Annotated in this window: 14 protein-coding genes; 3 read left to right on the forward strand and 11 right to left on the reverse strand. The window is 57.4% G+C overall.

Annotation, left to right across the window (positions count from 1 at the left end; translation table 11 throughout):
- Positions 1-17 precede the first annotated feature (17 nt).
- Positions 18-2,438: a glycerol-3-phosphate 1-O-acyltransferase PlsB gene (gene plsB, locus USH94_RS19505; protein ID WP_111964213.1), complete on the forward strand. Its 2,421-nt coding sequence runs from the start codon at positions 18-20 to the stop codon at positions 2,436-2,438.
- Positions 2,439-2,554: 116 nt separating this feature from the next.
- On the opposite strand, the gene gntU is transcribed toward plsB, so the two are convergent.
- The 5 genes from gntU to USH94_RS19530 form a co-directional block, all read right to left on the reverse strand.
- Positions 2,555-3,895 (reverse strand): gluconate transporter, encoded by a 1,341-nt coding sequence (gene gntU, locus USH94_RS19510; protein ID WP_014833577.1) that lies wholly within the window; start codon positions 3,893-3,895, stop codon positions 2,555-2,557.
- A gap of 3 nt (positions 3,896-3,898) precedes the next feature.
- A complete protein-coding gene (gntK, locus tag USH94_RS19515; protein ID WP_008503362.1) occupies positions 3,899-4,426 on the reverse strand; it encodes a gluconokinase in 528 nt (175 codons plus the stop codon).
- A 126-nt stretch (positions 4,427-4,552) separates the two neighbouring features.
- Positions 4,553-5,548 carry a gluconate operon transcriptional repressor GntR gene (gene gntR / locus USH94_RS19520; protein WP_021242747.1) on the reverse strand — a complete coding sequence of 332 codons (996 nt, stop codon included), beginning with the start codon at positions 5,546-5,548 and terminating at the stop codon, positions 4,553-4,555.
- A gap of 101 nt (positions 5,549-5,649) precedes the next feature.
- Positions 5,650-6,345: a pirin family protein gene (locus USH94_RS19525; protein WP_111964214.1), complete on the reverse strand. Its 696-nt coding sequence runs from the start codon at positions 6,343-6,345 to the stop codon at positions 5,650-5,652.
- A 123-nt stretch (positions 6,346-6,468) separates the two neighbouring features.
- A complete protein-coding gene (locus USH94_RS19530; RefSeq protein ID WP_111964215.1) occupies positions 6,469-7,506 on the reverse strand; it encodes an oxidoreductase in 1,038 nt (345 codons plus the stop codon).
- 256 nt (positions 7,507-7,762) lie between these two features.
- Between USH94_RS19530 and yhhY the strand changes: the two genes are divergently transcribed.
- On the forward strand, positions 7,763-8,251 hold the full coding sequence (gene yhhY / locus USH94_RS19535) for an N-acetyltransferase (RefSeq protein ID WP_111964216.1): 489 nt from the start codon (positions 7,763-7,765) through the stop codon (positions 8,249-8,251).
- A 60-nt stretch (positions 8,252-8,311) separates the two neighbouring features.
- Here yhhY and ggt read toward each other — a convergent pair whose 3' ends face one another.
- Positions 8,312-10,057 (reverse strand): gamma-glutamyltransferase, encoded by a 1,746-nt coding sequence (gene ggt, locus USH94_RS19540; protein WP_181574021.1) that lies wholly within the window; start codon positions 10,055-10,057, stop codon positions 8,312-8,314.
- Between the two features lie 123 nt (positions 10,058-10,180).
- On the opposite strand from ggt, the gene USH94_RS19545 reads away from it, so the two are divergent.
- On the forward strand, positions 10,181-10,558 hold the full coding sequence (locus tag USH94_RS19545) for a DUF2756 family protein (protein WP_111964217.1): 378 nt from the start codon (positions 10,181-10,183) through the stop codon (positions 10,556-10,558).
- On the opposite strand, the gene ugpQ is transcribed toward USH94_RS19545, so the two are convergent.
- The 5 genes from ugpQ to ugpB all read right to left on the reverse strand — a co-directional run bounded on the left by ugpQ (position 10,542) and on the right by ugpB (position 15,530).
- Positions 10,542-11,288: a glycerophosphodiester phosphodiesterase gene (ugpQ, locus tag USH94_RS19550; RefSeq protein WP_111964218.1), complete on the reverse strand. Its 747-nt coding sequence runs from the start codon at positions 11,286-11,288 to the stop codon at positions 10,542-10,544. The two genes, USH94_RS19545 and ugpQ, sit on opposite strands and share 17 nt — an antisense overlap.
- Entirely contained in the window at positions 11,285-12,355 is a 1,071-nt protein-coding gene (locus tag USH94_RS19555) for a sn-glycerol-3-phosphate import ATP-binding protein UgpC (RefSeq protein ID WP_111964219.1), read from the reverse strand. The genes ugpQ and USH94_RS19555 overlap by 4 nt, the downstream gene beginning before the upstream one ends.
- Position 12,356: 1 nt before the next feature.
- Positions 12,357-13,202 carry a sn-glycerol-3-phosphate ABC transporter permease UgpE gene (gene ugpE, locus USH94_RS19560; RefSeq protein WP_111964220.1) on the reverse strand — a complete coding sequence of 282 codons (846 nt, stop codon included), beginning with the start codon at positions 13,200-13,202 and terminating at the stop codon, positions 12,357-12,359.
- The gene (gene ugpA / locus USH94_RS19565) at positions 13,199-14,086 is read right to left on the reverse strand and encodes a sn-glycerol-3-phosphate ABC transporter permease UgpA (protein WP_023618241.1); all 888 of its coding nucleotides are present in this window, start codon (positions 14,084-14,086) and stop codon (positions 13,199-13,201) included. The genes ugpE and ugpA overlap by 4 nt, the downstream gene beginning before the upstream one ends.
- A gap of 127 nt (positions 14,087-14,213) precedes the next feature.
- Positions 14,214-15,530 carry a sn-glycerol-3-phosphate ABC transporter substrate-binding protein UgpB gene (ugpB, locus tag USH94_RS19570; RefSeq protein ID WP_023310025.1) on the reverse strand — a complete coding sequence of 439 codons (1,317 nt, stop codon included), beginning with the start codon at positions 15,528-15,530 and terminating at the stop codon, positions 14,214-14,216.
- Positions 15,531-15,685 lie beyond the last annotated feature (155 nt).

Raw genomic sequence — 15,685 nt, forward strand, 5'->3', positions numbered from 1 at the left:
GAGGCTTTACATCGTTTATGTCCGGCTGGCCACGAATTTACTACAAATTACTTAATTTACCATTAAGCATCCTGGTAAAAAGCAAGTCTATCCCAGCAGAACCCGCGCTGGAACTGGGGCTCGATACGTCGCGTCCCATTATGTACGTTTTGCCTTATAACTCGAAGGCTGACTTACTGACGCTTCGCGCCCAGTGTCTGGCGCATGACTTACCAGATCCGCTTGAACCGCTGGAAGTTGACGGTACGCTGCTGCCGCGCTACGTGTTCATCCACGGCGGGCCGCGCGTGTTTACTTATTACACCCCGAAAGAAGAGTCCATCAAGCTGTTCCATGACTATCTCGACCTGCACCGCAGCAACCCCGATCTGGATGTGCAGATGGTGCCGGTATCGGTGATGTTTGGTCGTCGTCCGGGCCGCGAAAAAGGTGAAGAGAATCCGCCGCTGCGCATGCTTAACGGCATCCAGAAGTTCTTTGCGGTCTCCTGGCTGGGACGCGACAGCTTTGTGCGTTTCTCCCCTTCCGTTTCGCTGCGTCGCATGGCGGACGAGCACGGCACCGACAAGATCATCGCGCAAAAACTGGCGCGCGTGGCGCGTATGCACTTCGCTCGTCAGCGCCTCGCTGCCGTAGGGCCACGCCTCCCGGCGCGTCAGGATCTGTTCAACAAGCTGCTGGCTTCCAAAGCGATTGCCCGCGCCGTTGAAGATGAAGCGCGCAGCAAGAAAATTTCGCATGAGAAAGCTCAGCAGAACGCCATTGCGCTGATGGAAGAGATTGCAGCGAACTTCTCTTACGAGATGATTCGCCTTTCCGATCGTATCCTCGGCTTTACGTGGAACCGCCTGTATCAGGGCATCAACGTTCATAACGCCGAACGTGTACGCCAACTGGCGCATGATGGCCATGAGATTGTCTATGTCCCCTGCCACCGCAGTCACATGGACTACCTGCTCCTTTCCTACGTGCTCTATCATCAGGGGCTGGTACCGCCGCACATTGCTGCCGGTATCAACCTGAATTTCTGGCCAGCAGGTCCGATTTTCCGCCGCCTGGGCGCGTTCTTTATTCGTCGTACCTTCAAGGGTAACAAGCTCTACTCCACTGTGTTCCGCGAGTATCTGGGCGAGCTGTTCAGCCGCGGCTATTCCGTGGAGTACTTCGTGGAGGGCGGGCGTTCCCGTACCGGTCGTCTGCTCGATCCGAAGACCGGCACGCTGTCGATGACCATCCAGGCCATGCTGCGCGGAGGTACCCGTCCGATTACGCTGGTGCCTATCTACATTGGCTACGAGCACGTGATGGAAGTGGGCACGTACGCGAAAGAGCTGCGTGGCGCGACCAAAGAGAAAGAGAGCCTGCCGCAGATGCTGCGCGGCTTGAGCAAGTTGCGCAATCTTGGTCAGGGCTACGTTAACTTCGGCGAGCCGATGCCGCTGATGACGTACCTGAACCATCACGTTCCGGAGTGGCGCGAGTCCATCGATCCTATCGAAGCGGTGCGTCCGGCCTGGCTGACGCCAACGGTTAACGGCATCGCGTCCGAGCTGATGGTGCGCATTAACAACGCCGGTGCGGCTAACGCCATGAACCTGTGCTGTACGGCACTTCTGGCTTCGCGCCAGCGCTCGCTGACCCGTGAACAGCTCACAGAGCAGCTGGATTGCTATCTGGATATGATGCGGAACGTGCCGTATTCGGTTGATTCGACCGTACCTTCTGCGACCGCCAGTGAGCTTATCGATCACGCGCTTCAGATGAATAAGTTTGAAGTCGAAAAGGACACGATCGGCGACATCATCATTCTGCCGCGCGAGCAGGCGGTGCTGATGACCTACTACCGCAACAACATCACGCATATGCTGATGCTGCCGTCGCTAATGGCCGCCATTATTACCCAGCATCGACATATTTCCCGTCAGGAGCTACTGCGCCATCTTGAGACCATCTATCCGATGCTGAAAGCGGAGCTGTTCCTGCGCTGGAGTAGGGATGAGCTGGCGACAGAACTGGATAAGATGACGGAAGAGATGCGTCGCCAGGGGCTGATCACCGTTTCAGACGACGAGCTGCACATCAATCCGTCACGCTCCCGTACCCTGCAGCTGCTGGCGGCCGGTGCGCGTGAAACGCTGCAGCGCTACGCCATTACGTTCTGGCTGCTGAGTGCGAACCCGTCTATCAACCGCGGTACGCTGGAGAAAGAAAGCCGGACGCTGGCCCAGCGTCTGTCCGTTTTGCACGGCATTAACGCCCCTGAATTCTTCGACAAAGCAGTCTTTAGTTCTCTGGTACTGACGCTGCGTGATGAAGGCTTCATCAGCGATACAGGCGATGCCGAGCCGGAAGAGACGCTGAAGGTTTACCAGATGCTCGCAGAGCTGATTACCTCGGACGTGCGCTTGACGATTGAGAGCGCCACGCAGGGCGAGTGATGTTAAAAAGCCGGGTGATGGTTTCACCTGACCCGGCCTGACGTTCTGCATAATAAAAGGCCCGGTAAGCGTTAACGCTACCGGGCCTTTTTTTCTGCCTTGTTAAATCATTGCATTTAGCTGAGCAGCGTAAAGGCAATCATCCCGACAATCGCACCCGTCGTGCCGAGTATGGTTTCCATCAGCGTCCAGGTTTTCAGGGTTTGCGCTTCGGTGGCGCCGGTAAACTTACCGAACAGCCAGAAGCCGGCGTCGTTAACGTGAGAGACCACAATCGAACCGCCCGCGATACAGATAGAGAGCGCGGCCATCTGGGCACCGGAGTAGTTCAGCTGTTCAATCACCGGCATCACCAGACCCACGGCGGTTAAACACGCCACGGTGGCGGAACCCTGAATGATACGAACCGCCGCCGCCAGGACAAAGCAGGTTACCGCAATCGGCAGGCCCATCCCGGTCAGCGCTTCGCCCAGAGCCGGCCCCACGCCGGAATCCACCAGTACCTGCTTGAACACGCCGCCGGCACCAATCACCAGCAGGATAATACCCGCAGGCTGCAGCGCGGCACCGCAGATCTCCATCACCCGGTCTTTTGGCATCCCCTGACGCATCGCCAGGCCGTAAATCGCCACCAGGCACGCCACCAGGATCGCCGTGAACGGGTGACCGATGAACTCAAACCATTCGTACGCGGTAGAACCCACCGGCACAAAGCGCGCGGCGATGGTTTTCAGACCCACGAGAACCAGCGGGAGCAGGATCAGCGACAGGCTGAAGCCGAAGGACGGCATTTTGCCCTCGCCCAGGTGCGGCTCGGTGATGTCGTCCGGAATATGCAGCTCAACGTAACGGCTGATGAAGTTACCCCAGAGTGGGCCGGCGATAATCATTCCCGGAATTGCCGCGCACAGGCCTATCAGGATCATCCAGCCAAAGTCGGCGTGCATCTGGGACGCCAGCAGCATCGGTGCAGGCCCCGGCAGCAGAAACGCTGCGGCCGCCGCAACGCCCGCAAACAGTGGAATAACCAGCTTCACGAGGTTTGTGCCGGTATGGCGCGCCATGGAGAACGCGACGCTTATCAGCAACACAACGGCCACTTCAAAGAACAGCGGCAGCGCGCAAATCAGGCCCGCCAGGCCAATCGCGTAGTGCGCACGGCTGTGGCCAAAGGATTTCAGCATCTTAACGGCAATCTGGTCGACCGCGCCCGTCTCGTGCAAAATCTTGCCAAACATCGCGCCCAGCGCGACCACAATCGCCAGGAAGCCCAGCGTTCCGCCCATCCCTTTTTCCATTGTCGCGGCGATCTTGTCGAGCGGCATACCGGAAAAGAGACCTGCGCCAATAGAAACCACCATCAAAGCAACAAAGGCGTGCATACGCGCCTTCATCACTAAAAACAGCAGCAGCAATACCGAACCCACTGCTGTCAAAACTAGCGTTAATGTACTCAAAACTTACTGCCTTTTATTAATGACCTCGATGGTGCTGGCAACAACACCCTCCAGTGACTGATCGATATCAACCACTAAGACGTCTTTCTCGTCTTCACCCGGCTCCTGCAGCGCTTCGAACTGCGTTACCAGCATCTGGGTTTTGAAGAAGTGACCTTTACGCGCCTTCAGGCGGCTTTCAATCACCTCGAAATCTCCTTTCAGGTAGATGAAAGAGAGATTCGGGTTGCCGTCACGCAGCAGGTCGCGGTAGGTTTTTTTCAGCGCGGAGCAGACGATCAGGGAGACTTTATTGGTACGCTGCATAGCGAACGCGGCGTCATTTAGCGCCTGCAACCAAGGTTTGCGGTCGTCGTCGTTCAGCGGCTCGCCGGAGGCCATTTTCATGATGTTGCTGCGCGGATGGAGGAAGTCGCCATCAAGAAACGCAGCCTGGAGTTGATGCGCCACTTCGCTGGCCACGGCTGATTTCCCGCTACCGGAAACGCCCATCAGGACGTAGACGTGGTGATCGTGATTAGTCGTGCTCAAAGGGTGTCCCTCAGTCAATTGTTACGGGTAACAGTTATCGGTAACATTGTCCTGCCGGGGCAAAAGAGAAGCAATATCCAAACGTGCGCGAAGTGAATAAGTGTGAGCTACTTCAAATTTGTCAGTTCAAATAGATCCACCCGGTGACAAGGTGAAACCTAAATCTAACATTTTCGGGGTAACCGTCTCGCCACGAATGCGCGCCAGCAGGCGTTCTGCGCCAATGCGGCCCATACGTTCACGCGGGGTCAGGACGCTCGCCAGACGCGGCTCCATCACCTGGCCAATATCGTGGCCGTGGAAACCGGCGATCGCCATATCATCAGGGATCTTCAGCCCCAGACGCTGACACTCAAATGCTGCGCCGACCGCAAGGTCATCGTTGGTACAGAAAATACCGTCCAGTTGCGGATACTCGCGTCGCGCCTGACGCATCAGCTCAATACCCGACGTATAGGAAGAGGACTGCTCCACCATCACGCTGTACGGGGTTAAGTTCGCGTCGAGCATCGCCTGCTCGTATCCCTTCTGTTTGATGATAGTACGTTCATCAAGACGCGCACCCAGATAGGCGATATGACGATGCCCGCGGGCGATGATAGCCGCCGTCATCTGGCGCGCCGCTTCGAAGTTATCGAACCCAACGGCGATGTCGAGGCACGGCGACTGGCTGTCCATCAGTTCTACCACCGGGATACCGGCCACTTCGATCATTTTGAGCGTACGGGCAGTGTGGGTACGTTCGGTTAAAATCAGGCCGTCGATGTTCCAGGAAAGCATCGATTCAAGACGTTCCTCTTCGAGTTCCGGCTTGTACCCGTAGTGGGCGAGCATGGTCTGATAACCAAAAGCATCGGTGACGCTTTCGATTCCCCGTAATACTTCGGCGAAAACCTGGTTGGTCAGGGAAGGAAGCAGAACGCCCACCGCACGGCTGGTCGCATTGGAGAGAATATCGGGTGCGCGGTTGGGGATATAACCCAGTTCATCAAGGGCAGCGGCAATCTTGCCACGTAACGCCACGGAAACCTGTTCCGGGTTACGTAAAAAACGGCTGACCGTCATTTTGGTCACACCGACGCGATCGGCGACATCCTGAAGTACGGGGCGTTTCTTTTTCATCGTCCTGAGAAATCTTGAAGTGAGAGATTTGCTCAGTTTACCACGGACAAAGCCCATCCTTCCCCTGTCAAAGGGAAGGATGGGGATTTATTTATGTTTTATTACACCGGCGGCAGGTCAAACAGCAGGATTTCACTGTCGCTGTCGGCGTGCACGGAGAGCGCCTGCTCATCCCAGATGGCCAGACCATCGGCGGTAGTTGCTTTGGTGCCATTAATGGACACCTCACCTTTCACCACCTGGATCCAGACGCGGCGGTTGGCGGCAATCTGATGGACAGACTGTTCGTCTTTTGCCAGCGCCCAGCGGTACAGCTCCATATCCTGATGCACCTTCAGGGAACCTTCACGCGCATCCGGGGAGAGCACCAGCTGTTTGCCCTGTTTCGCGTCGAAGCGGCGCTGCTCGTAGCGCGGCGTGATGCCGGTCTCTTCTGGAATGATCCAGATTTGATACAGGTGCAGTTTTTCCGTTTTGCTCGGGTTGTACTCGGAGTGACGCACCCCGGTACCCGCGCTCATAATCTGGAACTCGCCCGCCGGAACCTGCTCTTTGTTGCCCATGCTGTCCTGGTGCTCAACCGCCCCTTCCAGCACGTAGGTCAGGATTTCCATGTCTTTGTGCGGGTGAGTACCGAAGCCCTGCCCTGCATCAATCACGTCGTCGTTAATCACGCGCAGCGCGGAGAAGCCCATGAAGTTCGGGTCGTAGTAGTCGGCAAACGAGAATGAATGCCATGAGTCCAGCCAGCCATGATTCGCGTGACCACGTTCGTTTGCTTTGCGTAAGTAGATCATTGTTTTCACCCTCAGTTCGTTTCGATGGAGTAAGTGTGGACGCAAACGGTCTGGGATCATAGAGGGTGAAAATTGACTCCTCTGTTCAAAAATTATGAACAAGCACAGAGGAGCCGTTTTTGCTTATTTCGCAAGGGTTATCGTGGCAGGAGAAGCCTGCTCGAAGGACCGCTCAAGGATTTCCAGGTTGGTCAGAACGTCAGATTCCTTGACGTAATTCGCCGTGCCGTTTGTGAGGGTCTCAAACAGCGCATCGTAGACGCGGCCATAGTCGCCGATTTCCGGCTTCAGCGTTTCTTTGACCGTCACGCCCTCGTTGTTCACATACTCCAGCACGCCCACGGAATCGTCCGCCGCAAAGCCCGGCTCGCCCGGCATGATGTTGGCCTTCAGGCTGGTCTCCTGCTGGTCAATGCCGTACTTAATGAACGAACCCCGGGTACCGTGAACGATAAATTTCGGGTAGTCGATCTTCACCAGGTGGCTGGTTTTGACGATGGCCTTCAGGTCGCCGTAGAACAGCTGGGCTTCGAAGGTATCGTCCGGATTGGCTTTGTTGCGCAGGCTGCGAATGTCATACGCCACGTGGTCCGGGCGGCCAAACAGGGAGATGATCTGGTCCATGGTGTGCACGCCCAGACCATAGAACGAACCATCCTGAGGCAGTCCGGGTTGCGTTTCCGCCACAGGACGGTAGTAATCGAAGTGACTTTCGATTTCCACGATGTTGCCGAGCTTGCCGCTTTCAATCGCTTTTTTCGCCGTCAGGAAGCAGCTGTCAAAGCGCCGGTTCTGATATGGCGTAACGGTCAGGCCTTGACTTTTCGCCAGCGTAAACAGTTCCTTCGCTTCGGCGATAGTCGGGGTGAACGGCTTTTCTACCAGCACGTTTTTACCCGCATTGAGCGCGCGTTTGGCATAGTCAAAATGGCTGTCGGCGTGGGTGCAGACAATCACCAGCTTCACCTGTGGGTCGTTAAGCACCTCGTCGAGATCGCAGGTGAAGTGGATGTGGGAGTACTGCGGAGATTGCTCTTCCGGCTTCGCGCGGCGGCGGTAGATATGGGCCACATGCCAGCTGTCTTTGCGGTTAAGAACATACGGCAGGTGATAGCGGGTCGTACTTTTACCAAATCCAATAAATGCGCAATGTAGTGTCATGGCTCAGTCCTTTTGGAAGGTTACTGAGTCTAACCATAACAAAAAAAAAGCCAGCTAAAAGCTGGCTAAAGTAATACTGGAAGCAATGTGAGCAATGTCGTGCTTTCAGGTTCCCGTAGCGGTCTTCCTGAACGCAGAGCAATAATAATCATTCTCATTCGCACTTGTCCAATACTTTTTGCAAAAAATAGCGGTTGACTCAAATTTTAAAGTCATTGATGTTGGAAGGGACTTTTAACTGACTGAGGAACAAGGAATGAGTGAGATAGTGATACGCCACATCGAACCCAGCGATGCAGAAGCTTTACGTGACATCATGTCGCATCCTGATGTGTATCACGACACGCTACAACTCCCTCATCCTTCTATGGAAATGTGGCACGAACGCGTTGCGACAAAACCAGGCCGGCGCCATCTCGTTGCCTGTCTGGACCAGCGCGTTATTGGACATATGGCGCTGGACGTAATGGAAAACCCGCGTCGCAGCCATGTTGCCACATTCGGCATCAGCGTGGCTGCGGATATGCAGGGACGCGGCGTAGGCCGCAGGCTCATGAGCGAGATGATCAACCTGTGTGACAACTGGTTGCGCATTGAACGTATCGAACTGACGGTCTTTGCCGATAACCCCGCGGCAGTTGCCCTCTATAAAAATTTTGGTTTTGAAATCGAAGGCACCGGCAAGCGCTATGCCCTGCGCAACGGCGAGTATGTGGATGCGTATTATATGGCGAGAGTGAAGTGACACACTCCCCTCACCACGGCCCTCTCCCCTATGGGGAGAGGGTTAGGGTGAGGGGAATAATCAATACCCCGCCGTCAAATCATCCACCGAACGCGGATCTGATGCGCCAAACAGCGCTCCGTCCGGCCCTACCATAATGCTCTGGGTGCTACCCATCGCCTCTTTCACCGCCACCTTCTGCCCACGCTGCTCAAGCAGTTTAATGGTGTCCGGGCTAAAGCCCTTCTCGACGCGCAGCTCGTCCGGCAGCCACTGGTGGTGGAAGCGCGGGGCGTTGGTGGCTTCGGCGACGTTCATCCCAAAGTCAATGCTGTTCACCACCATCTGCAATACTGTGGTGATAATTCGGCTGCCGCCCGGGCTGCCGGTTACCAGCCAGGTTTTGCCATCTTTCACGACAATGGTGGGCGACATGGACGACAGCGGACGTTTCTTCGGTCCTACCGCATTCGCATCGCCGCCGACCAGCCCGTAGACGTTCGGCACGCCCGGCTTGGCGGAGAAGTCATCCATCTCGTTGTTCAGCAGAATGCCGCTATTGCCCGCCACAATCCCGGTGCCAAACGTGGTGTTGAGCGTATAGGTCACCGCCACCGCGTTACCGTCTTTATCCACCACCGAGAAGTGGGTGGTCTGGTTGCTTTCATACGGCGCCAGCTTGCCGGGGCGGATCTCGCTCGACGGCCTGGCCTTGTTGATATCGATCTGATCGGCAATGGATTTGGCGTACGCCTTGTTGGTCAGCGCCTGCCACGGCACCTTCACGAAGTCCGGGTCGCCGAGATATTCCGAGCGATCGGCATAGGCGCGTTTTTCCGCTTCCGCCATTATCTGCATGGCATCCGCGCTGCCAAAGCCGAACTTGTGCATATCGAAGTTTTCAAGAATGTTGAGGATCTGCACGATGTGAATGCCCCCGGAAGACGGCGGCGGCATGGAGAACACCTCATAGCCGCGGTAGGTGCCGCTAATCGGCTCGCGCTCCACCGCCCTGTAGTCCGCCAGATCCGCTTTGGTGATGAGCCCGCCGTTTTTTTGCATCTCTTCCGCAATCTGATCGGCAATCGCCCCTTTGTAGAAGGCGTCCGGACCGTGCTCCGCAATCAGCTCCAGGCTTTTAGCGAGGTTTTTTTGCACCAGCTTATCGCCCTTCTTCAGCGGTTCACCGTCTTTCCAGAAGATGGCCTTGCTGTTTTCGTGATTCGGAATGACTTCGCTACCGTAGGTTTTGAGGTCGTCTGCCAGCGCGTCATTCACCACAAAGCCCTCCCGCGCCAGCTTGATGGCAGGCTGAACCACCTTGTTCAGCGGCATCGTGCCGTATTTTTCCAGCGCCAGCGAGAAGCCCGCAACGGTGCCCGGGGTGCCGGACGCGAGATGCGAGGTCAGGGATTTTTTACTGTCCGGGTTGCCCTGGTCATCAAGGAACATGTCCCGTGACGCCTGAGAAGGCGCCATTTCACGGAAGTCGATGGCGGTGGTTTTCCCGTCTTTGGTGCGCAGCATCATAAAGCCGCCACCGCCCAGGTTCCCCGCTTGCGGGTGCGTCACCGCCAGCGCGTAGCCGACGGCGACCGCGGCATCCACCGCGTTACCGCCCTGTCTGAGAATATCGACGCCCACGCGGGTCGCCAGCGCATCCACGGATGCCACCATGCCGTGGGTTGCCCGCACGGGATGAAAAACATCTTCCTCCACGCCGTAAGAGACCGGAGGCGCCGCGGGCGGGTTCGCCGCCACGCTAAATGTACCGCCAGCCATCAGCGCGGCGAGGGCGACCCAGCGCAAAAACGTTGGTTTCATCATTATTGTTCTCCAGGTGAAGGGATCCATATTCCCCGCTTAAGCCTGGTTCACAACTCCTAAAAAATCATCGTCATGGTGAAATCAGGGTAAACTTAAGAGAGACCTCAAGAGGAGGAAATGACAATGAAACGCTTATTGATTCTTACGGCGCTGATCCCCTTTGCCGCGCTCGCACAGCCACTCAACACCATGAATAACCCGAATCAGCAGGGTTACGTCATCCCGAGCCAGCAGCGTATGCAGACCGAGATGATGAGCCAGCAGCAGCAGCAAAAAGGGATGCTGAATCAGCAGCTGAGAACGCAGACCCAGGTGCAGCAGCAAAGCCTGCAAAATCAGATGAACGCCAACACCCAGCGCGTGCAGCAGGGCCAGGTGCGCGAGCAACCGTTGCCAAATAAAAACGGCGGGATGTTAGGGGGAATGACGTCGTCAGGTAGCGGACAGCAGCATATGCTGCCGCCGCAGTCGAATGGCAGTATGCTTAATCCGCAGAACTAAAGTCCGGGCCGATCAGGTCGATTGCATCGGTGCAGATGCTGTCCACCCCCCAGCGCAGCAGTTCGGCCGCGCGCTGGGGTTTATTGACGGTGTAAACCAGAATATGCAGACCCGCGTCCTTCAGCATCTTCACCCGCGCCTCATCCAGCAGCCTGTGGTTGAGATGGATCGAAACGCACGCTAAGCGCGTCGTCAGCTCGCGCCAGTCCTCGCGCCACTCGTCAAGCAGCAGCCCGCGCGGCAGCTCCGGTACGGCCGCCTGTGCCGCTTCCAGTGCGTCAATTTCAAACGAGGAGAGCAGCGGCGCGGTCATCCCTTCCCACAGCTCGCGCGCGGCAAGGGCAATCACTTTGCCGGTCAGCGGCCCGGTGCCGGTGGTCGGTTTGATTTCGATATTGGCCATCATGCCGTGCTGGCGACAGCGATCGGCTACTTCCGTCAGCAGCGGCAGCGGTTCGCCTTTGAATTCGCCGCTGTACCAGCTTCCGGCGTCGACTTTCAGCAGATCGCGCCACGGCAGCTCGCCCGCCACGCCCCAGCCGTTGCTGGTGCGTTCGAGGTTATCGTCATGCAGCAGGAAAATTTCGCCGTCTTTCGACAGCTTGGCGTCGAACTCGATCATCGTGTGACCGTAGCGCGCGCCGACGTCAATCGCCGCCAGCGTGTTTTCCGGCGCCAGCTTACCGCCGCCCCGGTGGGCGACGACATGGGGATAAGGCCAGTTGCTCATACTCGTTGTCCTGTTTCACCGTCAAACAGGTGCAGATGATTTTCCGGCAGGTGCAGCCACAGCGTGCTGCCTGCTTTAGGGCGCTCCTGATGTGCCAGACGCACCACCATCTTTTGCTCGCCCCAGCGCCCGTGCGCCAGGTTATCTGCACCCAACATCTCCAGCGTGTCCATGACCAGCGGCACGCCGCCTTCCGCCTGAGAGGTTAAACCGATATGTTCCGGGCGGATACCGAGCGTCATCTTACGCCCGGCGTAGCCACGATAGTACCAGTTGATTGGCAATGCCATCCCGCTTTCCAGCTCAAAGTGCGAGCCCGCGCTGCTGATACGCCCTTCCAGCAGGTTCATCGCCGGGCTGCCGATAAAGCTCGCCACAAAGCGGGTAGCCGGTTTCTCATACACTTCCACCGGGGTACCGATCTGCTCGGCAACGCCTTTGTTCATCACCATCACGCGCTGGGCGAGGGTCATGGCTTCGACCTGATCGTGGGTAACGTACAGCGAGGTGGTTTTCAGACGACGGTGCAATTGCTGCAGCTCAAGACGCATCTGCACGCGCAGCTTGGCGTCGAGGTTAGAGAGCGGCTCGTCGAACAGGAATACCGCCGGATCGCGCACGATGGCGCGCCCCATCGCTACGCGCTGGCGCTGGCCGCCTGAGAGCTCGCGCGGGCGGCGCTTGAGCAGGCCGTCCAGCTCCAGAATGCGGGCGGCTTCTTTCACGCGCTCCTCGATATGGCCTTTGCCCATGCCGCGGATTTTCAGCCCCCAGGCCATGTTCTCCTCCACGCTCATGTGCGGGTAGAGAGCGTAGTTCTGGAAGACCATCGCGATACCTCTGTCTTTCGGCTCCATCTCGGTGACGCGCTGGCGGTCAATCCAGATGTCCCCGGAGGTCACGCGCTCCAGCCCCGCCACCATGCGCAGCAGGGTGGATTTGCCGCAGCCGGACGGGCCGACCATCACGATAAACTCCCCGTCCGCCACGTCGAGCGTCAGCGGCTGGATCACCTGGGTTTTGCCGTCCCAGCTTTTGGTTACTGCCTGAAGTTTTAAACCTGCCATCTTATTTCTCGCTATCGACCAGGCCGCGGACAAACGCGCGCTGCATGGCTAAAACAATGACTACGGGTGGGATAAGGGTGAGCAGCATCGCCGCCATCACCTGGTTCCAGAGGGTGGTGCCTTCGCCGGTGGCAATCATGCCTTTGATGCCCGCCACGGCGGTGCCGAGATTGACGTCCTGAATAATCAGCAGCGGCCACAGGTACTGGTTCCAGCCGTAGATAAAGGTGATCACAAACAGCGCCGCAAGGTTGGTTTTCGACAGCGGCAGCACGATGTCGCGGAAGAAGCGCATCGGTGAGGCGCCGTCGATGCGCGCGGCTTCAATCAGCTCGTCCGGTAGGGTCATAAAGAACTGGCGGAAGAGGAAGGTGGCGGTCGCCGAGGCCATCAGCGGCAGGGTTAAGCCCGCGTAGCTGTCGAGCATCTTCAGGTTGGCGATCACCTCCACCGTCGGGAAGATACGCACCTCAACCGGCAGCATCAGCGTGATGAAGATCATCCAGAAGAAGAGGTTACGCAGCGGAAAGCGGAACCAGACGATGGCGAACGCCGAAAGCATCGACACCGTAATTTTGCCGACCGTAATGCCAAACGCCATGATGAAGCTGTTGAGCATCATCAGCCAGAACGGTGCGCTGTTGACGCCCACGCCCTGGGTCCAGATGGTCTTCATGTTCTCAAAGAGGTGGCCGCCGGGGATCAGCGTCATCGGCGTATCGAACACCGCTTTGGTGTCCAGCGTGGCGGCGACAAAGGCCACGTACAGCGGGAAGAGGATGACGATGATCCCTAAAATCAGCATGGTATGGCTGAAAATCGTCAGCCCGCGACGGTTCTCAATCATTGGTAGCGCACCTTACTTTCAACATAGCGGAACTGCACCACCGTGAGGATGATGACGAGGAACATCAGCACAACCGACTGCGCGGCAGAGGCCGAGAGATCCAGCCCGGCGAATCCTTCGCGGTAGATCTTATAGATAAGCGTGGTGGTCGCCTGCACCGGACCGCCTGCGGTGGCCGCATCGATTACCGGGAAGGTGTCGAAGAAGGCGTAAACGAGGTTAACCACCAGCAGGAAGAAGCTCACCGGGGCGATCAGCGGCAGCGACAGCCTGAAGAAGCGACGAATCGGCCCTGCGCCGTCAATCGCGGCGGCTTCCACCAGCGAGCGGGGAATGGACTGCAGCGCGGCAAAGAAGAACAGGAAGTTATAGCTGATCTGCTTCCACACCGAGGCGAACACCACCAGGAACATGGCCTGACCGCTGTTCTGGGCGTGGTTCCAGTCGTAGCCGAACTCTGCCAGGAAGTGGGTAATCAGCCCGCGACCGGGGTTAAACAGGAAAATCCACAGCACGGCGGCGACGGCGGGCGCCACGGCGTAAGGCAGCAGCATCAGGGTCTGATACAGGCGGCTGCCGCGCACCACGTAATCGACCAGCGCGGCGAAAAATAGCGAGGCAACAAGGCCGCTGACGGTGACCAGCGCGCTGAATTTCATCGTCGTCCAGAAGGAGTCCAGGTAGTAGCTGTCATGGAACAGCGCGGTAAAGTTGTCCAGCCCGACAAACTGGCTGGAAAGCCCAAACGGATCGACGCTTTGTACCGAGTACCACAGCGCTTCGCCCGCAGGCCAGATAAAGAAGATAACGGTGATGACCAGCTGAGGCGCGACCAGCAGGTACGGCAGCCAGCGGGAACGGAACACCGGACGGGATGATGACATAGGTTAGCTCTGTAGGTATTCACCCCTCACCCTAGCCCTCTCCCCAGAAGGGAGAGGGGACTGCACGGAGCCGTCTTTTCTCCCTCGCCCCTTTGGGGAGAGGGCCGGGGTGAGGGGCAGGTTTGAATTACGATTTCGTCGACTGCTCAAAGCGGCGCAGCAGCTGATTCCCGCGCTCTACCGCGGAATCCAGCGCCTGCTGTGGCGTTTTCTTCCCGGTCCAGACGCTTTCCAGCTCTTCATCCACAATGGTGCGGATCTGCGGCATGTTGCCCAGGCGCAGGCCTTTGGTGAACGGCAACGGCGGCTTGTTCAGCATCTGACGCGTCGCGATGTCCGCCCCTGGGTTCTTGCTGTAGAAGCCCTGCTCGCGGGTCAGGTCGTACGCGGCTTTGGTGATCGGCAGGTAGCCGGTCTTCTGGTGCCATTCGGCGGCGTTTTCCGGCTTCGCCAGGAAGTCGAGGAACTCGGCTACGCCTTTATAGGTGCCCTTGTCTTTACCCTGCATCACCCACAGGCTCGCCCCGCCGATGATGGCGTTCTGCGGCGCGCCCTTCACGTCAGCGTCGTACGGCATCATGCCCACGCCGTAGTTGAATTTGGCGTAGTGGCGGATATCCGCCAGGGAGCCGGACGAGGCGGTGGTAATGGCACAGTCGCCGTTGTAGAACTTCTCGGTGGATTCGTCTTTACGCCCGAAGTAGCTGAAGTCGCCCTTCTTGTTCAGATCGGCAAGCAGCGCAATGTGCTTCACCTGCTCCGGCTTGTTGAACTCCAGTACCGCATCGGTGCCGTCGAAGCCGTTGTTTTTGGTCGCAACCGGCAGGCCGTGCCAGGCGCTGAAGTTTTCAATCTGGATCCAGCCCTGCCAGCCGCTAGCGTAGCCGCACTTCATTCCCGCCGCTTTCAGCTTCGCGGTGTATTCGGCCAGGTCCTGCCAGGTTTTTGGCGGCTGCTCCGGGTCTAAACCGGCTTTTTTGAAGGCGTCTTTGTTGTAGTACAGCACCGGCGTAGAGCTGTTAAACGGCTGGGACAGCAGATGGCCGGTTTTGGAATCGGTGTAGTAACCCGCTACGGTCGGTACAAACTGGGATTCATCGAAGTTGATACCCGCTTCTTTGAATACTTCATAGACCGGCTTGATGGCTTTGGAGGCCATCATGGTGGCAGTGCCCACTTCATAAACCTGTAACAGTGCAGGCGCGTTGCCGGTACGGAAGGCGGCGATGCCCGCGCTCAGGCTCTGCTCGTAGTTGCCTTTGTAAACCGGCACAATTTTGTAATCCGGGTGGGTGTCGTTGAAACGCTGCGCCAGGGAGTCAACTTCTTTACCCAACTCCCCTTCCATGGAATGCCAGAACGGAATGGTCGTCACAGCCATTGCGTTCGTCGCAAAAGCCAGACCCAGTGCCAGACCCAAAGCTGTGTGTCGTAACGATGTCATTGTCATCTCTCTTATTGTGCCGGATGCGCGATATCACGCGTTTTATGCTCGCGAGGTAACATGACATGCTCGAATGACAGAAAAATAACTGTTTGTTTACAGATAAGTGACAGTAAAGGGTCAGGGGGATGATGGTTGTGTGAAGGGGGTTGGGG

The organism is Enterobacter sp. 148H3 (genome assembly GCF_034107425.1).
Taxonomy (GTDB): Bacteria; Pseudomonadota; Gammaproteobacteria; order Enterobacterales; family Enterobacteriaceae; genus Enterobacter; species Enterobacter vonholyi.